The sequence below is a fragment of the Paenarthrobacter sp. AT5 genome (genome assembly GCF_032764245.1).
GTDB lineage: Bacteria > Actinomycetota > Actinomycetes > Actinomycetales > Micrococcaceae > Arthrobacter > Arthrobacter ureafaciens.
Genome location: NZ_CP136441.1, coordinates 1,366,154 through 1,383,434, shown reverse-complemented (window position 1 = coordinate 1,383,434; position 17,281 = coordinate 1,366,154). Strand labels below are relative to the sequence as shown.

At 65.1% G+C, this 17,281-nt stretch carries 11 protein-coding genes; 9 read left to right on the top strand and 2 right to left on the bottom strand.

From position 1 onward, the window contains the following. Positions 1-117: 117 nt before the first annotated feature. Together RI444_RS06365 and RI444_RS06360 are read left to right on the top strand one after the other, a co-directional pair. A complete protein-coding gene (locus tag RI444_RS06365; protein ID WP_021471408.1) occupies positions 118-789 on the top strand; it encodes a Maf family protein in 672 nt (223 codons plus the stop codon). Between the two features lie 105 nt (positions 790-894). Continuing rightward, positions 895-2,712: an acetyl/propionyl/methylcrotonyl-CoA carboxylase subunit alpha gene (locus RI444_RS06360; protein ID WP_062095806.1), complete on the top strand. Its 1,818-nt coding sequence runs from the start codon at positions 895-897 to the stop codon at positions 2,710-2,712. A 69-nt stretch (positions 2,713-2,781) separates the two neighbouring features. Here the strand turns inward: RI444_RS06360 and RI444_RS06355 are convergent, their stop codons facing one another. Beyond that, positions 2,782-4,191: an MFS transporter gene (locus tag RI444_RS06355; protein WP_021471410.1), complete on the bottom strand. Its 1,410-nt coding sequence runs from the start codon at positions 4,189-4,191 to the stop codon at positions 2,782-2,784. A gap of 292 nt (positions 4,192-4,483) precedes the next feature. Between RI444_RS06355 and RI444_RS06350 the strand changes: the two genes are divergently transcribed. Genes RI444_RS06350 through RI444_RS06340 form a run of 3 tightly spaced genes read left to right on the top strand, consistent with a single transcriptional unit; the run spans position 4,484 to position 9,657 of the window. After that, a complete protein-coding gene (locus RI444_RS06350; RefSeq protein ID WP_021471411.1) occupies positions 4,484-5,893 on the top strand; it encodes an MFS transporter in 1,410 nt (469 codons plus the stop codon). Further along, positions 5,894-8,095 (top strand): molybdopterin oxidoreductase family protein, encoded by a 2,202-nt coding sequence (locus tag RI444_RS06345; protein WP_207604951.1) that lies wholly within the window; start codon positions 5,894-5,896, stop codon positions 8,093-8,095. Then, a complete protein-coding gene (locus RI444_RS06340; RefSeq protein ID WP_021471413.1) occupies positions 8,092-9,657 on the top strand; it encodes an FAD-dependent oxidoreductase in 1,566 nt (521 codons plus the stop codon). Before RI444_RS06345 ends, RI444_RS06340 begins: the two co-directional genes overlap by 4 nt. A 17-nt stretch (positions 9,658-9,674) precedes the next feature. Here the strand turns inward: RI444_RS06340 and RI444_RS06335 are convergent, their stop codons facing one another. After that, positions 9,675-11,078: an NAD(P)H-quinone dehydrogenase gene (locus RI444_RS06335; protein ID WP_031216200.1), complete on the bottom strand. Its 1,404-nt coding sequence runs from the start codon at positions 11,076-11,078 to the stop codon at positions 9,675-9,677. Positions 11,079-11,222: 144 nt separating this feature from the next. Here RI444_RS06335 and RI444_RS06330 point away from each other — a divergent pair, with 144 nt between their 5' ends. The 4 genes from RI444_RS06330 to RI444_RS06315 all read left to right on the top strand — a co-directional run bounded on the left by RI444_RS06330 (position 11,223) and on the right by RI444_RS06315 (position 17,278). After that, entirely contained in the window at positions 11,223-12,023 is an 801-nt protein-coding gene (locus tag RI444_RS06330; RefSeq protein WP_207604952.1) for a purine-nucleoside phosphorylase, read from the top strand. Between the two features lie 174 nt (positions 12,024-12,197). After that, entirely contained in the window at positions 12,198-13,484 is a 1,287-nt protein-coding gene (locus RI444_RS06325) for a DDE-type integrase/transposase/recombinase (protein ID WP_062095146.1), read from the top strand. Positions 13,485-13,947: 463 nt separating this feature from the next. Then, positions 13,948-15,549 carry a glycoside hydrolase family 68 protein gene (locus RI444_RS06320; protein WP_166185280.1) on the top strand — a complete coding sequence of 534 codons (1,602 nt, stop codon included), beginning with the start codon at positions 13,948-13,950 and terminating at the stop codon, positions 15,547-15,549. A gap of 103 nt (positions 15,550-15,652) precedes the next feature. Continuing rightward, positions 15,653-17,278 (top strand): glycoside hydrolase family 32 protein, encoded by a 1,626-nt coding sequence (locus tag RI444_RS06315; protein WP_207604953.1) that lies wholly within the window; start codon positions 15,653-15,655, stop codon positions 17,276-17,278. The last annotated feature ends 3 nt before the right edge of the window (positions 17,279-17,281 follow it).

Below are 17,281 nucleotides of genomic sequence, written 5' to 3'. Positions count from 1 at the left end.
CTTAAGGAAGTGATAGAGCATCGGGCGTTTGGGGGCGGGACGTGATAGAGCATCGGGCGTTTGGGGGCGGGAAGTGATAGAGCATCGGGGGGCGGTGGGGGTATTAGGCTTGGTGGCGTGACCCGATTGATCCTTGCCTCCCAGTCCCCTGCCCGCACCAAGCTCCTCGCCGAAGCGGGCATCCAGCACGACATCCTGGTGTCGGACGTGGATGAGGACGCGGTGCAGGCCAGGTACGGCGTCACTGATCCCCACGACACCGCACTGCTGCTCGCCCGGGCCAAAGCTGAGGCCGTAGCGGCGCTCCCCGAGGCGGACGGCGCCCTGGTGATCGGCTGCGACTCGGTCTTCGAGTTCGACGGCGAATCGCACGGCAAGCCGTACACCGCCGAGGTTGCCCGCGAACGGATGCTGCGCATGAGCGGATCCAAAGGGGTCCTCCACACGGGGCACTGGCTGGTGGACTGCCGGGAGACTGCCGCCGACGTCGACGACGACGAGCCCGCCGCCGGGACCGGCGCCACTTTGGGTGCCGTCTCCAGCGCGGAAGTACACTTCGCCGAGATGTCCTACCAGGACATCGACGCCTACATTGCCACCGGTGAACCGCTCCACTGCGCGGGCTCATTCACCATCGACGGCCTTGGCGGGGCCTTCATCCGCAAGGTCGACGGCGACCCGCACGCCGTCGTCGGGCTTTCCATCTCCACGCTCCGCGAGCTGCTCAGCCACGCGAATGTGGGAATCACCGAACTGTGGGCTGTGCCCGGCGCGAACCCGGCTTTGTAGCAACCCTACAAAGGAACAGCGCTTCACACACGGAATCCGCCATCAATATGGGCGGAACCCTCACAATCGCGCTAGGCTCCCTGAAGGACAGAAGGAGTCAACAACTTGTCAGCTAACCCGGCGCAGCCCATTTCCAGCCCTCTTACCAAGGTCTTGATTGCCAACCGTGGCGAAATCGCGGTCCGCATCATCCGAGCAGCCCGGGACGAAGGCATTGCCTCCGTAGCCGTCTACGCAGACCCGGACCGCGATGCCCTGCACGTCCGCCTTGCCGACGAGGCGTATGCACTGGGTGGCAACACGGCTGCCGAGTCGTACCTGGTGATGGACAAGATCATCGACGTCGCAAAGCAGGCGGGCGCCGACGGCATCCACCCCGGCTACGGCTTCCTGGCCGAGAACGCCGAATTCGCCGCCAAGGTGATCGAGGCCGGCATCACGTGGATCGGCCCCTCCCCCGAGGCCATCTCTGCCCTGGGTGACAAGGTCCAGGCACGCCACATCGCGGAGAAGGTCGGAGCCCCGCTGGTCCCCGGCACGGCAGACCCCGTCAAGGATGCCGATGAGATCCTCAAGTTCGCAGAGGAGTTCGGCCTGCCCGTAGCCATCAAGGCAGCGTTCGGTGGCGGTGGCCGCGGCATCAAGGTAGCCCGGACCATGGAAGAGATTCCGGAACTCTACGAATCCGCCGTCCGTGAAGCCGTCGCAGCTTTCGGCCGCGGCGAATGCTTCATCGAGCGGTTCCTGGACGCGCCCCGCCACGTCGAAACCCAGTGCCTGGCCGATGCCTACGGCAACGTTGTTGTGGTCTCCACCCGCGACTGCTCCCTGCAGCGCCGCAACCAGAAGCTCGTGGAAGAGGCCCCGGCTCCGTATCTCACCGAAGAGCAGAACAAGCGCCTTTACGAATCCTCCAAGGCCATCCTGAAGGAAGCCCATTACCTGGGCGCCGGCACCTGCGAGTTCCTGGTGGGCCAGGACGGCACCATCTCCTTCCTCGAGGTGAACACCCGCCTCCAGGTTGAGCACTGCGTCTCCGAGGAAGTCACGGGCATCGACCTGGTCCGTGAGCAGTTCCGCATCGCCCGCGGCGAAGCCCTCGGTTACGAGGACCCCGAAGTCCGCGGCCACTCCTTCGAGTTCCGCATCACCGGCGAGGACCCGGGCCGCAACTTCATGCCCGCGCCCGGCACCATCAGCACGTTGAAGAACCCCACCGGCCCCGGCATCCGCGTGGATTCGGGCGTGGAAGAGGGTGATGTCATCAGCGGCAACTTCGACTCGATGCTGTCCAAGCTCATCGTCACCGGTTCCAGCCGCGAACAGGCACTCCAGCGCTCCCGCCGCGCCCTCGAGGAGATGGTGGTGGACGGCATTCCCACCGTCATTCCTTTCGACCTCGCGGTTGTGACCGACCCCGACTTCGCCCCGGCAGAAGGACCCTTCAAGGTCCACACCCGCTGGATCGAGACCGAGTTCGTCAACAACATTCCGGCGTGGCAGCCCACCGGCACGGACGCGGAAACCTCCGACGCCGGTGATCGCCAGCGCGTCGTCGTCGAGGTCGGCGGCAAGCGCCTTGAGGTCGTCCTGCCTTCGGGCCTCGGCGCCGGTATGGCCGCTGCTTCCGGAGCCGGAACCAAAACCAAGGCCGGCAAGTCGAAAAAGCGTTCACGCTCTGCCGGCGCTTCCGCCGCGGTAGCCGGCGGCACCGCGCTGACCTCCCCCATGCAGGGAACGATCGTCAAGATCGCCGCTGCCGAGGGCGACGTCGTGGCCGAGGGAGACCTGATCGTGGTCCTCGAAGCCATGAAGATGGAACAGCCCCTCACCGCCCACAAGGCCGGAACTGTCCGCGGCCTGACGGCTTCGGCGGGCGAGACCGTTTCAGCGGGTGCCGTCATCGCCACCATCGAGGACTAACGGCACGTACCCCATCACGACGCCGGCCCCGCACCAAACGGTGCGGGGCCGGCGTCGTTATTGGGCTGCTTAGGCGACGTTGTTTTCGTAGTCCGTGTCCCGCGTTTCCTTGGACAGGAAGAGCGCGATGAGGGTGAGGACGGACATGATGCTCAGGTAGACACCTACCCAGAACGTGCTGCCATCGCCGAGTTCCCAGAGCCACACGGCAATGAACGGGGCCACGGCCGCACCCAGGATGCTGGAGACGTTGTAGCTGACTGCCGAGCCCGTGTAACGGACGTTGGTGGGGAACAGTTCCGGCAGGAGCGCACCCATAGGTCCGAAGGTCAGGCCCATCAGGGTGAAGCCAATGATCAACAGTCCCATGGTTCCCACGAACCCTCCGCTGAAGAGCGGAACGAAGAGCAGGCCGAAGAGGAGGATGCCGGCCGTCACGGCCATGAGCATCTTGCGGCGGCCGAACTTTTCGGCGAGCGGTCCTGCCACGAGGGTGAAGATGCCGAAGAACACGACGCCGGCAATCAGCATCCACAGGAAGTCGTTGCGGGTGTAGCCGAGGCCCGGAATGAATGCCGCGGCTGCGGCTTCGGTCATGGGCTTGCCGGCCTTCTCCGCAGCCGCCTGGGCGCCTTCGAGGGTGGGCTTGGTGCCATAGGTAAGCGTGAACGTGGTCATCAGGTAGAAGAGCACGTAGGTGGCCAACATGATGAACGTGCCAAGGATCAGTTCGCGCCAGCTGCTCTTGAAAACGCGGCCGATGGGCAGCTTGGCCACCTCGTTGGACTCCACCACCTTGGTGAAAGCGGGAGTTTCAATGAGCTTGAGCCGGACGTAGAGTCCGATGATCACCATGACGGCGCTGAGCAGGAACGGCACGCGCCAGCCCCATGCCGCAAAGGCCTCCGGGGACAGGGTGTAGCTGAACACCAGGAAGATGACGTTGGCCAGGATGAAGCCGATGGGGGCTCCCAGCTGGGGGAAGGTGCCGTAGATGGCGCGCTTGTTGGCGGGTGCGTTCTCGGTGGCCAGCAGGGCGGCGCCGCTCCACTCTCCGCCCAGCGCAAGGCCTTGCGCGAAGCGCATGACCACCAGCAGCGCCGGAGCCAGGATGGTCCACCCGGGGACTTCGGCGGTGGGGAGGCAACCGATCAGGAACGTGGCGATGCCCATGGTGAGCAGGGACGCCACGAGTGTTCCCTTGCGGCCGAACTTGTCACCGAAGTGGCCGAACACGATGGAGCCGAGGGGACGCGCTACGAAGGCCACGCCAAAGACGGCAAAGGAGCTCAGGAGCTGAGTGGTGGCATTCAGGTTCGGGAAGAACAGGCTGGGGAAGACCAGCACTGCGGCTGTGGCGTAGACGTAGAAGTCGTAGAACTCGATGGTCGTGCCGATGAGGCTGGCAACGATCACCCGTCCCCGCGAGTTCACCGGTGCAGTGGACCCGCTTCCCTGGGATGTAGCGGTGGAAGACATGTAAATGCAGCTTTCGTTCACGCCGGCCACGCACCAGGCGGGCTGCCGGCGAAGGCGTATTTGAGAGTTCAATAATAGTTCCCGCAGTCCATCGACTGGACAATCACGTCCGCCATTCGGACAGGCTGGAAAATCTCACCCTGTGGGCCGCGCCACAACCTCACCATCGTCTCACGCATCCGTGATGCCGCAGATAGGGAAATGTCACAGCACGTTTACAAAGGGCGACGGTCCGCGAAATGCGCGAAACCTACCTTGGAAGCACAACGTCCCCCACCAAGGAGGCACTCCCGTGACTGTTGACCGCACCGCAGAACTGGCACCCCACCAGTCCACTGCGACCACCACCCCCGCCCTTGAACACCGCCCCGGCCGCTGGATCGCCAACTGGGATGCCGAGAACAAGGAGCAGTGGGAGGCCGCAGGCCGGTCCATCGCCAAGCGCAACCTGTACTGGTCCATCTTCGCCGAATTCCTCGGCTTTGTTGTCTGGCAGCTCTGGTCGATCGTGGTCGTCCAGCTTCCCGCCGCCGGCTTCGCTTTCGACACCAACCAGATCTTCTGGCTCATCTCCATCCCCAGCCTGGTAGGAGCCACCCTCCGCATCCCCTACACGTTCATGGTTCCCAAGTTCGGCGGACGGAACTGGACCATCGTTTCAGCCCTGCTCCTCCTCATCCCCGCCTCGGGCCTGGCCATGTGCGTCTCCAACCCGGAAACGCCGTTCGGAGTCATGCTCCTCGTGGCAGCCCTCGCAGGCTTCGGTGGCGGCAACTTCGCCAGCTCGATGGCGAACATCACCTTCTTCTACCCCGCCCGCGAGAAGGGCTGGGCGCTGGGCCTGAACGCCGCCGGCGGAAACCTGGGTGCCGCCGTCGCGCAGTTGGTTGTTCCCATCGCCGTCACGGTACTGGCCGCCGGAACCGTCAACCTCCCCATGGCCGGCCTCATCTGGATCCCGCTGATCCTGGTCGCGGCGTTCGGTGCATGGAAGTACATGGACAACCTCACCAGCGCCAAGGGGGACATCGCCGGATCCGTTGCGGCGCTGAAGGAACCGCATCTGTGGATCATGGCGTTCCTCTACATCGGCACCTTCGGTTCGTTCATCGGCTTCGCAGGCGTCTTCCCCAAGCTCATCAAGGACTACTTCCCGGAGTTTTCCTCCATCCACGTCGGAGCGGTGGCGCTCTCCCTGGCGTTCCTCGGCCCGCTGGTCGGTTCCCTGGCCCGTCCCTACGGCGGCCGGATGGCCGACCGGATGGGTGGAGCCCGGATGAGCATCACGGCCTTCGCATCCATGGCCGTCATCACGCTCACCATGATCTGGACGCTGCCGCTGAAGAACTTCTGGCTCTTCCTGGGCCTGTTCCTCCTGCTCTTCGTCTCCAGCGGTTTCGGAAACGGTGCCACCTACCGGATGATCCCGGTCATCTTCGCGACCTCCAGCCGGGCCGCCCGCTCCGGCGCCGGCAGCGCTGAAACCGCCCGGCTCGCGGCCTCGTCCCTGGGCCTGATCTCCGCGATCGGCGCCTACGGCGGATTCGTGATCCCCCAGGTGCTCAATGCCTCCAACACCGCCTCCGGTTCCTACACCCCGGCTTTCTACGGATTCGTGGCAGCGTACGTCCTGATGCTCACCGTGTGCTGGGCCTGCTACATCCGTCCCGCCCGGAAGCGCAACATGATCGGACACATCTAGATGCCCAACGGCGCCGATACCCACTGCCCCTACTGCGCGCTCCAGTGCGCCATGACGCTGACTCCTGCCCCGGACCACGGGGCGGGGGCAGCGCCCGCACCCGCCGCAGAGCCCGCCAAGCCCACCGCGCCCCTTGACGTTTCCGGACGCGACTTTCCCACCAACCGTGGGGGGCTGTGCCGCAAAGGCTGGACGTCGGCGTCGTTGTTGAACCACAACGGCAGGGTCACGGAACCGCTGCTGAAAGGGTCCGACGGCGTCCACCAGCCCATCTCCTGGGAGCAGGCCCTGGCGCTGACCGTGGCTGCCGTGAAGGATACGCAGCGGCAGTACGGGAACGACGCCGTAGGAGTCTTCGGCGGGGGCGGCCTCACCAACGAGAAGGCCTACATGCTGGGCAAGTTCGCCCGGCTGGCCCTCCGCACCTCACGGATCGACTACAACGGCCGGTTCTGCATGTCCTCCGCAGCGGCTGCCGGGAACCGCGCCTTCGGCGTAGACCGGGGGCTGCCGTTCCCGGTGGCCGACCTTGATTCCGCGTCGGTCATCCTGATGCTCGGCTCCAACGTCGCCGAAACCATGCCTCCGTTCGTCCAGCACCTCCAGGGTGCACGGGACGCGGGCGGCCTGATTGTGGTGGACCCCCGCCGCTCGGCGACTGCCGCGTTCACGTCCGACGGCGGCGGCCTCCATTTGCAGCCGACGCCCGGTACCGATTTGGCCCTCCTTTTGGGCATCAGCCACGTGGTGGTCCATGAAGGCCTGGTGGATTCGGCCTTTGTGGAGGAGAAGACCTCCGGCTACGCCTCCGTGGTGCGCAGCTTGAACGCTTTCTGGCCGGAGCGCGTCCAAACGATCACCGGAGTTCCGGCCAACCTCATCCGCGAAACCGCCCGGCGGCTGGCACAGGGCGCACGTGCCGGGGGCAGCTACATCCTCAGCGGCCGGGGCGTGGAACAGCACGTCGACGGTACTGACACCGCCACGGCCGCCATCAACCTCAGCCTGCTGTTGGGCCTGCCCGGCTCGGCCCGCAGCGGCTACGGCACCCTCACCGGGCAGGGCAACGGCCAGGGGGGCCGGGAACACGGCCAGAAGGCAGACCAGCTCCCCGGCTACCGCAAAATCACCGACCCCGCCGCCCGCGCCCACGTCGCCCGGGTGTGGGGCATCGATGAGTCGCTGATCCCCGGACCCGGCCTGCCCGCCGTCGAACTTCTTAAATCGCTGGGAAAGCCCGACGGCGTCCGGTGCCTTTTTGTGCATGGCGCCAACGTGGTGGTTTCGGCGCCGGACACCAATGCCGTCACTGCCGGGCTGCGTGCCCTCGACTTCCTGGTAGTGTGCGATTTCTTCATGTCGGAGACGGCTTTGGAAGCCGATCTGGTGCTTCCCGTGACCCAGTGGGCGGAAGAAGAAGGCACCCTGACCAACCTCGAGGGGCGGGTCATCCGGCGCCGGCGCGCGCTGACCCCTCCCCCGGGCGTCCGCAGCGAGCTGTGGCTCATGGCAAGGCTCGCGGAATTGCTTCAGGCTCCTTCAACGTTCAGCGACGACCCCGGGACGGTGTTTAGCGAACTCCGCCAGGCCTCTGCCGGCGGGCTGGCCGACTACTCCGGGATCGACTACGCCATGCTGGACCGCGGCGAGGCTGCGTACTGGCCCTACCCCGTGGGCAGCAATGGCACGCCCCGGCTGTTCACCGACGGTTTTGCCCATGCGGATGGCCGGGCCGTGATGGTCCCGGTAACTCCGTCCAAACGGGCCGTTCGCTCGTTTGCGGATGACTCGCTGGCCCTGGCAACCGGCCGCCTCCTGGAGCACTACCAGTCCGGCGCCCAGACCCGCCGCGTTGCGGAGCTGTTGGCCGCCCAACCCCAGGTCCGGCTGCTGATCCATCCTGCTACGGCTGCTTCACGCGGGATCACCGACGGCGACTACGCCACCGTGACCAACGAGCGCGGCGAAGTGCTGTGCCGCGCCGAACTGAGCAACGCCGTGCGGCCCGACACCGTGTTCCTGCCGTTCCACTTCCCCGGCCAGGAGAACGCCAACCGGCTCACGGAGGCCGCGACCGACCCCATCTCCGGCATGCCGGAATTCAAGACCAGCCGGGTATGGGTCCGGCGGGCAGCGTCCACCCCGGTTCCCGCGGTCCTTGCGGATGCGGGACTGCCCTTGCACTCCAAGGAGGCTTCATGAGCGAGCGCATTGTTGTTGTTGGATTCGGCCCCGTGGCCGCGAGGTTGGTGGAAGAACTGGTTCCTGCCGTCCGCTCCGGCCTGGTGCAACTGCTGGTTGTTGGGCAGGAGGCCGAAGCTGCCTACAACCGCGTGATGGTGGCTGAACTGGGCGTGGGGCGTACTTCGGTGGAGGCACTGGCAATGGCCGACGCCGCGGAGCTGGAGGCTGCCGGGGTTCAGGTCCGCCTGGGCACCAAGGTCCGCCGGATCGACCGGGCCCGGCAGCACGTCGTGCTGTCGGACGGCTCCGCCGAACACTATGACCGGTTGATCTTCGCGACAGGATCACGGCCCGTCATCCCCAACCTGACGGGCTTGAACCCGGATCCTGCCGGGCCGGTGCTGCCCCCGGGCGTGATCACCCTCCGGGACCTCAATGACGCCGCCGTCCTGCGCGAAGCTGTAGCCGGACGCAAGCGGGTGGTAGTCCTCGGCGGCGGCGTGCTCGGCCTGGAGACGGCCCTCGCTGCCTCGGAAGAAGGGGCGCAGGCCACGGTGGTGCACAACGGCCCCTTCCCCCTGGGCCGCAGCATCGACCGCGGCAGCGGATCGGTCCTGACCAACAGCCTGCGGGCCAGCGGCGTCCGCATGGCCGGCAATGCCCGCTCCACCGCAGTGGAAACGTCTGGTCCTGACGGTTCGTTCTCAGCCTTGCTCCTGGACGACGGCTCCGCGATCGACGGCGACCTCCTGGTTTTGTCCTGCGGCGTCCGTCCGCGCATCGGGCTGGCCGAGGGCTGCGGCCTTCCGGTCGGCACGGGAATCCTGGTTGACCACCACCTGCGCACGTATCACGAACCCCACATGTTCGCCATCGGCGACTGCGCGGAAGTGCGCTGCCCTGATGCTTCCTGCGTTGAGTGCCGGACAGCCGGCGGTCCTTCCGGCCTGGTGGGACCGGGGTGGCGCCAGGCCGAGTGGTTGGCCGACTACCTGCTGGTCCTGGCACGCGACGGCCAGGAGGCAGCCGATGCCCTTGAACCGCTCGCCACCGAGAAGCCGGGTGTTATTGTCCTGAAAGCCCGGGGCATCAACCTGGCTCTGGCCGGAGACAACCAGGCCGATCCCTGGGATGACGAACTCCTCGAAGCCGGGGCCGTGGCGGGACGCGCCCGCCGGCAAGTTTCCCAGTGGGCGGATCCCGAACACGGACGCTACGTCAAGATGACCACCCGCGGCGGAGTGCTGGAAGGGCTCGTCGCCGTCGGAATGCCCCGGACCGCGGCCGAGCTGGTGGTGCTTTTCGAGCGTGCCTCGGAACTCCCGGCGGACCGCTCGCTGCTGCTGCGCCTGGATGGACCTGACCAGCTGGACGCCGGGGCCACCACCAGCAACGACCCCCAACGCACGGTGTGCCGGTGTGCAGGAGTAAGCGCAGCCAGCATCGGGGATTCCGTGGAGGACGGGTGCTCCACCGTGGCCGAGGTTTCCAAGGCCACCCGTGCCGGAACCGGATGCGGCGGCTGCCACGATGACATCAAGGGACTCATCGAGAAGCACTTCCAGGCGGCGGCTGCCTGAGCCTGGCCCGCCGCCGGCTACATGTGTACGTGCAGGCGCCGGGCGGCTTCCGAGATGGATCCGGTCAGCGACGGGTACACCGTGAAAGTGCTGGCGACGTCGTCCACGTGGAGCTTCTGCGCCACGGCCACGGAGATCGGGAAAATCAGCTCGGAGGCGTTCGGCCCCACCACGACGCCGCCAATGACAGTGCCGGAACCCTTGCGGGCGATGATCTTGACGAAGCCATCCTTGGTGTTGCGCATCTTGGCACGTGCATTGCTCAGCAGGGACAACATCACAACATCGCCCTGGTACTTGCCGGACGCAAGATCCGCCTCGGACACACCCACGGAGGCGATCTCCGGGGACGTGAAGATGTTGGAAGCCACCTGGTTGAGTTTGAGGGGCTTCACGCCGTCACCCATGAAGTGGGCAATGGCGATCCTGCCCTGCATTGCGGCGACGGAAGCCAAAGCGAAAACACCCGTGCAGTCGCCGGCAGCGTAGATATTGGGGGCGGTGGTGCGGGAAACACCGTCAACCTTGATATGCCCGGACTCCGTCACGGCCACGCCGGCTTCTTCCAGACCGATCCCTGCGGTGTTCGGAATGGAACCAACACACACCAGGCAGTGGGAGCCTGTCACTTCCGATCCGTCACCCAAGGTGACCTTCACGCCGTCGTCCGTCCGCTCAACCGCGTTGGCGCGGGAACGGGACAGAACGCGCACGCCGCGACGTTCAAAAACACCTTCAAGGAGCTTGGCGGCATCGGTGTCCTCGCCCGGGAGGACCTGGTCGCGGCTGGAGATCAGCGTGACTTTGGAACCCAGGCCGTTGTAGGCAGACGCGAACTCGGCGCCCGTGACACCGGAACCCACCACGATCAGTTCCTCGGGGAGTTCGTCCAGGTTGTAGATCTGCGCCCAGTTCAGGATGCGCTCGCCGTCGGGCTTTGCCGTTGGAAGTTCGCGGGGGTGGGCGCCGACGGCCAGGAGGATGGCGTCTGCGTCGATAGTGCGCGTGCCCTCAAGGGTGAGGACCTCAATGGTGTTGTTGTCCAGCAGCTTTCCGGATCCGATGACGATGTCAACGCCCAGGCGCTCGAGGCCTGCGCGGATGTCGTTGGACTGGCCCCGCGCAAGGTTGAGGACGCGGTCATTGATGTGTTTGAGGTCTGCATGGGGCTTGGACGCGGAATCGTCAAACTTGACGCCCAGCTCATCGGCTTCGCTGACGCGCGTCATCAGGTCTGCGGTGGCGATGAGGGTCTTGGAGGGCACGACGTCGGTCAGCACCGCGGAGCCGCCGAGGCCGGCCCGCTCGATGATGGTGACTTTCGCACCGAGGGAGGCAGCCACCATGGCAGCTTCGTATCCGCCGGGACCACCTCCCAGGATCGCGATTCGGGGGGAACTGAAATCAACTTGGGTGGTCACAATTCCCAATTCTCGCGTATCCATGCCCATGCTGCCAGTCAGCCCTGCCTCACCCTCCATGGCAGCCCCGGATGAGGCCGGACGCGTCCCTACCGGTTTGGCGCGCGCGCAAGGTAGCTTGTACCAGTGAGTAACACTGAGCTGATGAACACAGACCCCTTCGAAGCCGCCAAAGCCGCCGCCGACTACATCGCGTCCGAGACCGGCGTCGAGTCCCACGACGTCGCCCTGGTTTTGGGCTCCGGTTGGGCTGAGGCCGCCAACCTGATCGGCGAGACCACCGCCACGTTGAATGCCTCGGAGGTTCCGGGCTTCCACAAGCCCGCTGTGGTTGGCCATGTGGGCACCATCCGTTCGGTCCTCACCACCGAGGGCAAGCGCGCACTGGTCCTGGGCGCGCGGACGCACTATTACGAGGGCCGGGGCGTCCGTTCCGTCGTCCACGGCGTTCGGACAGCAGCAGCCGCGGGGTGCAAGACACTGGTCCTCACCAATGGTTGCGGGGGACTCAATGAGGACTGGAAGCCCGGCACACCCGTATTGATCAGCGACCACATCAACCTCACCGCCACATCTCCCCTGGAGGGCGCCACCTTCGTGGACCTCACTGACCTCTACTCCGCACGGCTCCGCGACCTGGCCCGTGAAGTGGACCCCTCCCTGCAGGAAGGCGTCTACGCACAGTTCACCGGACCGCACTACGAGACACCGGCCGAGGTCCAGTACGCCAAGCGCATCGGCGCCGACCTCGTGGGCATGTCCACGGCCTTGGAAGCCATCGCGGGACGGCACGCCGGGATGGAGGTCTTCGGCATCTCACTGGTGACCAACCTCGCCGCGGGCATCAGCCCCGTGCCCCTGAGCCACGCCGAAGTCCTGGAAGCGGGCGATGCGGCAGGCAAGCGGATCTCGACCTTGCTGGCGGGAATCATCGCGAAGCTGTAGCGGACGACCAACAAATCTGCAGTACGCACCCAACTAGGTCGCAGTAGTGCGCGTTTAGAACGTTCAAAACCCGTGTGGAGTCTCATGACTTAATAGACAGTTCTGTCTCATGACTTCGTAGACACTCTGTCTCAGGACATCGTGGACACTTAGCTTGCGGGTTTGCTGCTATGCATGAGCAAACCCCAACCGGACATCAAGATCCGGCATGCTGTGGCAACGTGGTCCGAGGATTCGCCCAGAGGCGCGGTTACTGCGTTCTGCAGGAAGCACAATGTCTCCCGGGCCTGGTTCTACCGGGTCCGGGCGGCGGCTGCCGAGGTGGGGCCGGTGAAGGCATTGGAGAAAAAGCCCACGATTCCAAGAACCATGCCGGCCCTGACCCCACAGGCGATGATCGAGTTGCTGCTCGGTACCCGGGCGGAACTGCAGGAGAGCGGGCAGGACCACGGTCCGCTTTCTGTCATCGCGAAGCTCTCACGACAAGGCTTCACACCGCCCTCGCGTGCCACCGTGGCCAGGATCTTTTCCCGGGCCGGTGTCGTGATGCCCGAACCGCGGAAGAAGCCTCGAAGCGCCTACAAAAGGTTCGTCTATCCGCAACCCAACGCGTGCTGGCAAATCGACTCGACCGAATGGCAGCTCGCCAGCGGCAAGAAGGTAGCCATCTTCCAACTCATCGATGATCATTCGCGTTTGGCGCTGGCGTCCCTGGTCGCACCCGGCGAAACCAGCGCCGCCGCAATCGCCGTCGTTACCCAGGCCATCGAACGCCACGGAGCACCGCAGAAGTTCCTTTCCGACAACGGCTCGGCACTGAATCCCACCCGCCGCGGCCGCACCGGGGCCCTCGTGGAGTTCCTCAAAGCCAAAGGCATCGAACCGATAACGGGCAAACCCTACAAACCCACCACCCAAGGCAAGAACGAACGCTTCCACCAAACCCTGCACCGATACCTGCACAGGCAACTCCCGGCCCCTTCAATGGCTGCCCTGCAACTGCAGGTCGACGCTTTCGATCTCTACTACAACAACGAACGCGAACATCAAGGCCTACCCGCGGGAACGACGCCCTATGAGGCCTGGAACGCCACCCCGAAAACGCCCCCGCCAACCGTTCCTGAGCAAGTCACGCCCGCAACGGACAGGCAAAGCGCGCACCGAACAGTGAACCGGAACGGGTCCGTGACGATCCTAGGAACCCACTTCAAAATGGGCAAAGAACACACCGGCACCACCGTGCACATCATCTACGACGACACCACCATCATGTTCTTCGGAGCACAAGGCACCGAGATCATCACTCACCCCAGACCTCCGCACGGAACCACCTACGTCGGCAACGGAAAACCCTCAGGAGTCGTCGCAGACCCACAAGGCACCCGCAAGAAACGAACAAAGTACCCGCCCCGCAGAGGCCGACAAACAAAGTCCCAAGACGAAGTGTCCACACAGTCGTGAGACAACAACCGTCCACGAAGTCATGAGACATGAAGTGTCTACAAGGTCATGAGACATGACAAACGTTCAAAACCCGCACTACTGCGACCTAGTTGGGTGATGGGGGTCAGGAGAGTCCCGGAATAAATCTGCTTTAAGACGCAACATTTGATTCCCCGCCTTCATCCGTGGCACGCGCGCGTGTTGGCAATGTAAGCGCTTGCACTACCAAGGCCACCGCCGCCTTTGGGAGGGAGAAACAGGCTTTGCACTCGCGCCTCACACGTGTTTAGCGTGGAGACAGTTCCGGTAAGTCGACGTGCCGGGACAACTCCGGCGGTCACCGAATCCGGCCCGCCGCACCTCGAAACGATGGCGTCCCTCGGTGACGCCACCAGCGGATCGACGGACGCCTCGGCTGAGGACTCCCTCATCAAGGGAATCCTGCCTCCACGAAGTCCAACACTCCGCGAGAAGAGCAAGCATGAACACGCACCCAAGCCCGTTACGGCCGCGCCGCCGTTTGCGAAAGGCAGCCGCCGTCGCAGCGGCGGCAAGCGTTGCCGGCAGCATCCTGCTGGTAACGCCTGCCGCACAGGCCAACCTCCCTGCCGATCCGCCGTCGAGCACCATGCCGGCACCCACCCCCGGCTTCCCGCTGCCGTCCGTCCACACGCAGCAGGCCTACGATCCGGCCGCCGACTTCACGTCCAAGTGGACCCGCGCCGACGCCAAGCAGATCATGGCGCAGAGCAACCCCAACGTTGCTCCGGGACAGAATTCCATGAGCCCCAACGTCACCATGCCGGAAATCCCCAAGGACTTCCCCGCCATGAACGACGACGTGTGGGTCTGGGACACCTGGTCCCTGACTGACGAGAATGCCAACCAGATCAGCTACAAGGGCTGGGACGTCATCTTCTCTCTGGTCGCTGACCGCCACGCCGGTTACGGTTTCGACCAGCGCCACTGGAACGCACGGATCGGTTACTTCTTCCGCAAGACCAACGCCGACCCCGCCAAGGACAAGTGGAACTACGGCGGACACCTGTTCCTGGACAACACGTCCATCGGCAACACGGAATGGTCGGGCTCCACGCGCCTGATGCAGGGCAACAAGATCAACGTCTTCTACACGGCCACCACCTTCTACGATGTGGCTGAGCGGAACGCCGGCGGCGGCGGAATTGCTCCCGACGCCGTCATCGCCAAGGCCCTGGGGAACATCCACGCCACCAAGGACGGCGTGACGTTCGACGGCTTCCAGCACACGAAGCTGCTTGAGCCGGACGGAAAGCTCTACCAGAACAAAGCCCAGAACCCGGGCTTCGCCTTCCGTGATCCGTACACCTTCGCCGACCCGGCACACCCCGGCAAGACCTTCATGGTGTTCGAAGGCAACACCGGCGGAAACCGCGGCGCGTACAAGTGCAAGCAGGAAGACCTCGGCTACCGCCCGGGCGATCCCCACGCAGAAACCGTGGACCAGGTGAACAGCACCACCGGCGCCTGGTACCAGACCGCGAACGTCGGACTGGCTGTGGCGGACAACAAGGACCTCACCAAGTGGAGCTTCCTGCCGCCGATCCTGTCCGCCAACTGCGTCAACGACCAGACTGAGCGCCCGCAGATCTACATCCAGAACGAGAACGGCAAGAACAAGTACTACCTGTTCACCATCAGCCACCAGTTCACCTACGCGGACGGCATGCGGGGCCCCGATGGCGTCTACGGCTTCGTCGGCGACGGCGTCCGCTCCGACTACCAGCCGGTCAACAACAGCGGTTTGGCTTTGGGTTCCCCCACGGACCTGAACATGCCCGCGAACGCGCCCGAGGGTCCGGACCCGCGCCAGAACGGCCGGCAGTTCCAGGCGTACTCGCACTACGTCCAGCCCGGCGGCCTGGTGCAGTCGTTCATCGACAACGTGGACGGCGTCCGCGGCGGCTCCCTGTCCCCCACCGTGAAGATGAACTTCAAGGCCGGCGTGACACAGGTGGACCGCAGCTTCGGCAAGAACGGCCTCGGCCCGTTCGGCTACCTGCCCACCAACAAGCGCGTGGGCGGCGAAGGCCTCTACAAGTAACACCGGCCACCGGCCGGCAAGACCGGCCCTGAGCCACGGCTGGTGTGCCCGGACCATCACCTCCGGGCACACCAGCCACCCCCCCAACCCCAGGATCTTCCCCATGACTTCTCCCAGCCATCACCTGTCCCGCCGCAACCTGCTGGCGGCAAGCGCCGCCGTCGTGGTGTCCTTCGCGGCCGCCTCCTGCACGCCTCCGCGCGGCAGTGAAAGCCCGACGCCGGCCCCGGCCTCCCGAGGTCCCAGGCCGTCCGCTTCGGATCCGTGGCGCCCGGCGGTCCACCTGACAGCCGAAAAGAATTGGCTTAACGACCCCAACGGCCTGTTGTACCACGACGGCACCTACCACGCCTTCTACCAGTACAACCCGCGCGGAAACTCGTGGGGCAACATGTCCTGGGGCCACTCCACCAGCAAGGACCTGGTGCACTGGGAACAGCAGCCCGTGGCCATGGAGGCCAGCGTGGACGAGGAAATCTTCTCCGGCTGCATCGTGGTGGATACCAACAACGCCTCCGGCCTTGGCTCCGCACAGAACCCGCCCCTGGTGGCCCTCTACACCAGCGCCTACGGCAAGAACGGGGCGCTTCCCCAAGGAGCGCAGGCGCAGTCGGCCGCGTACAGCACCGACGGCGGAACCACCTGGCAAAAGCACCGCGGCAATCCCGTGTTGAACCTCGAGCCCACCAACAACAACTTCCGCGATCCCAAAGTCACCTGGTACGAGCCCGGCCGCTACTGGGTCATGACCACCGTGGTGGCCGACGCGCAGGTCGTCAAACTGTTCAAGTCCACCGACCTCCTGCACTGGGACTTCCTGAGCGACTTCTCCGGCGTCGGAGCACAGGGCGGGCTGTGGGAAGTGCCCGAACTCCTTCAGATGAGCGTCGAAGGCTCCACGGCCAGGAAGTGGGTCATGCTGCTCAGCATCAACCCCGGCGGCATTGCCGGAGGATCGGGCATGCAGTACTTCGTCGGCGAATTCGACGGCACACGGTTTATGGCCGAGGACGCCGCTGCGCCGGATGCTCCTTTGCAGGAATCGCAATGGCTGGACTACGGCGCCGACTACTACGCCGCGAATTCCGTTTCCGGAGCTCCCGGCGGCAAGCCGGTGCTGCTTGGCTGGATGGGCAATTGGGACTACGCCCAGCACGTCCCCACCACACCGTGGCGCGGTGCCATGGCGATCCCGCGTGAGTTGACCTTGGTGCGCGGTGAAGAACGGTTCGAACTGCGCTCCGGCATCGCCGCTGCAGCGCGGGAGGTCCTGGAGCGCGGTGAGGAAACGAGCAAGGACCTCACCGTGTCCTCCGGAAGTGAAGATCTTGGGACGGACTTCGCCGCGCGAACCCAGCTGATCGACCTCGAACTGGACCTCGGCACGGCCAGGGAAGCGGGGATCCTGCTCCGGCACTCCCCCGACGCCCAAGACGGCCTTCGGATCTCGTATGAGAAGGACTCCGGCACCCTCAAGGTGGACCGCTCAAACACCGGAACCAGCAACTTCTCCGAGAAGTTCAGCCCCTGTCACCAGGTGACGGGACGCCCTGCGGACGGGAAGGTGCGGCTGCGGATCCTCCTGGATACGTCCTCCGTGGAGGTCTTCGCCCAGGACGGCCAGGCCGTGGTCACCGATACCTTCTTCCCGGATTGGGACCACGTTGGCGCCTCCGTCTTCAGCATGGAGGGCGAGACCGCGTTCGCGGTGCGGTCGCGGGCTCTCTAGTGT

Excerpts from the sequence above, each read along its gene's own strand:
- RI444_RS06325 (WP_062095146.1), top strand. The coding sequence starts at position 12,198 with ATGAGCAAACCCCAACCGGACATCAAGATCCGGCATGCTGTGGCAACG.
- RI444_RS06315 (WP_207604953.1), top strand. The coding sequence starts at position 15,653 with ATGACTTCTCCCAGCCATCACCTGTCCCGCCGCAACCTGCTGGCGGCA.
- RI444_RS06340 (WP_021471413.1), top strand. The coding sequence starts at position 8,092 with ATGAGCGAGCGCATTGTTGTTGTTGGATTCGGCCCCGTGGCCGCGAGG.
- RI444_RS06320 (WP_166185280.1), top strand. The coding sequence starts at position 13,948 with ATGAACACGCACCCAAGCCCGTTACGGCCGCGCCGCCGTTTGCGAAAG.
- RI444_RS06330 (WP_207604952.1), top strand. The coding sequence starts at position 11,223 with ATGAACACAGACCCCTTCGAAGCCGCCAAAGCCGCCGCCGACTACATC.
- RI444_RS06345 (WP_207604951.1), top strand. The coding sequence starts at position 5,894 with ATGCCCAACGGCGCCGATACCCACTGCCCCTACTGCGCGCTCCAGTGC.
- RI444_RS06355 (WP_021471410.1), bottom strand. The coding sequence starts at position 4,191 with ATGTCTTCCACCGCTACATCCCAGGGAAGCGGGTCCACTGCACCGGTG.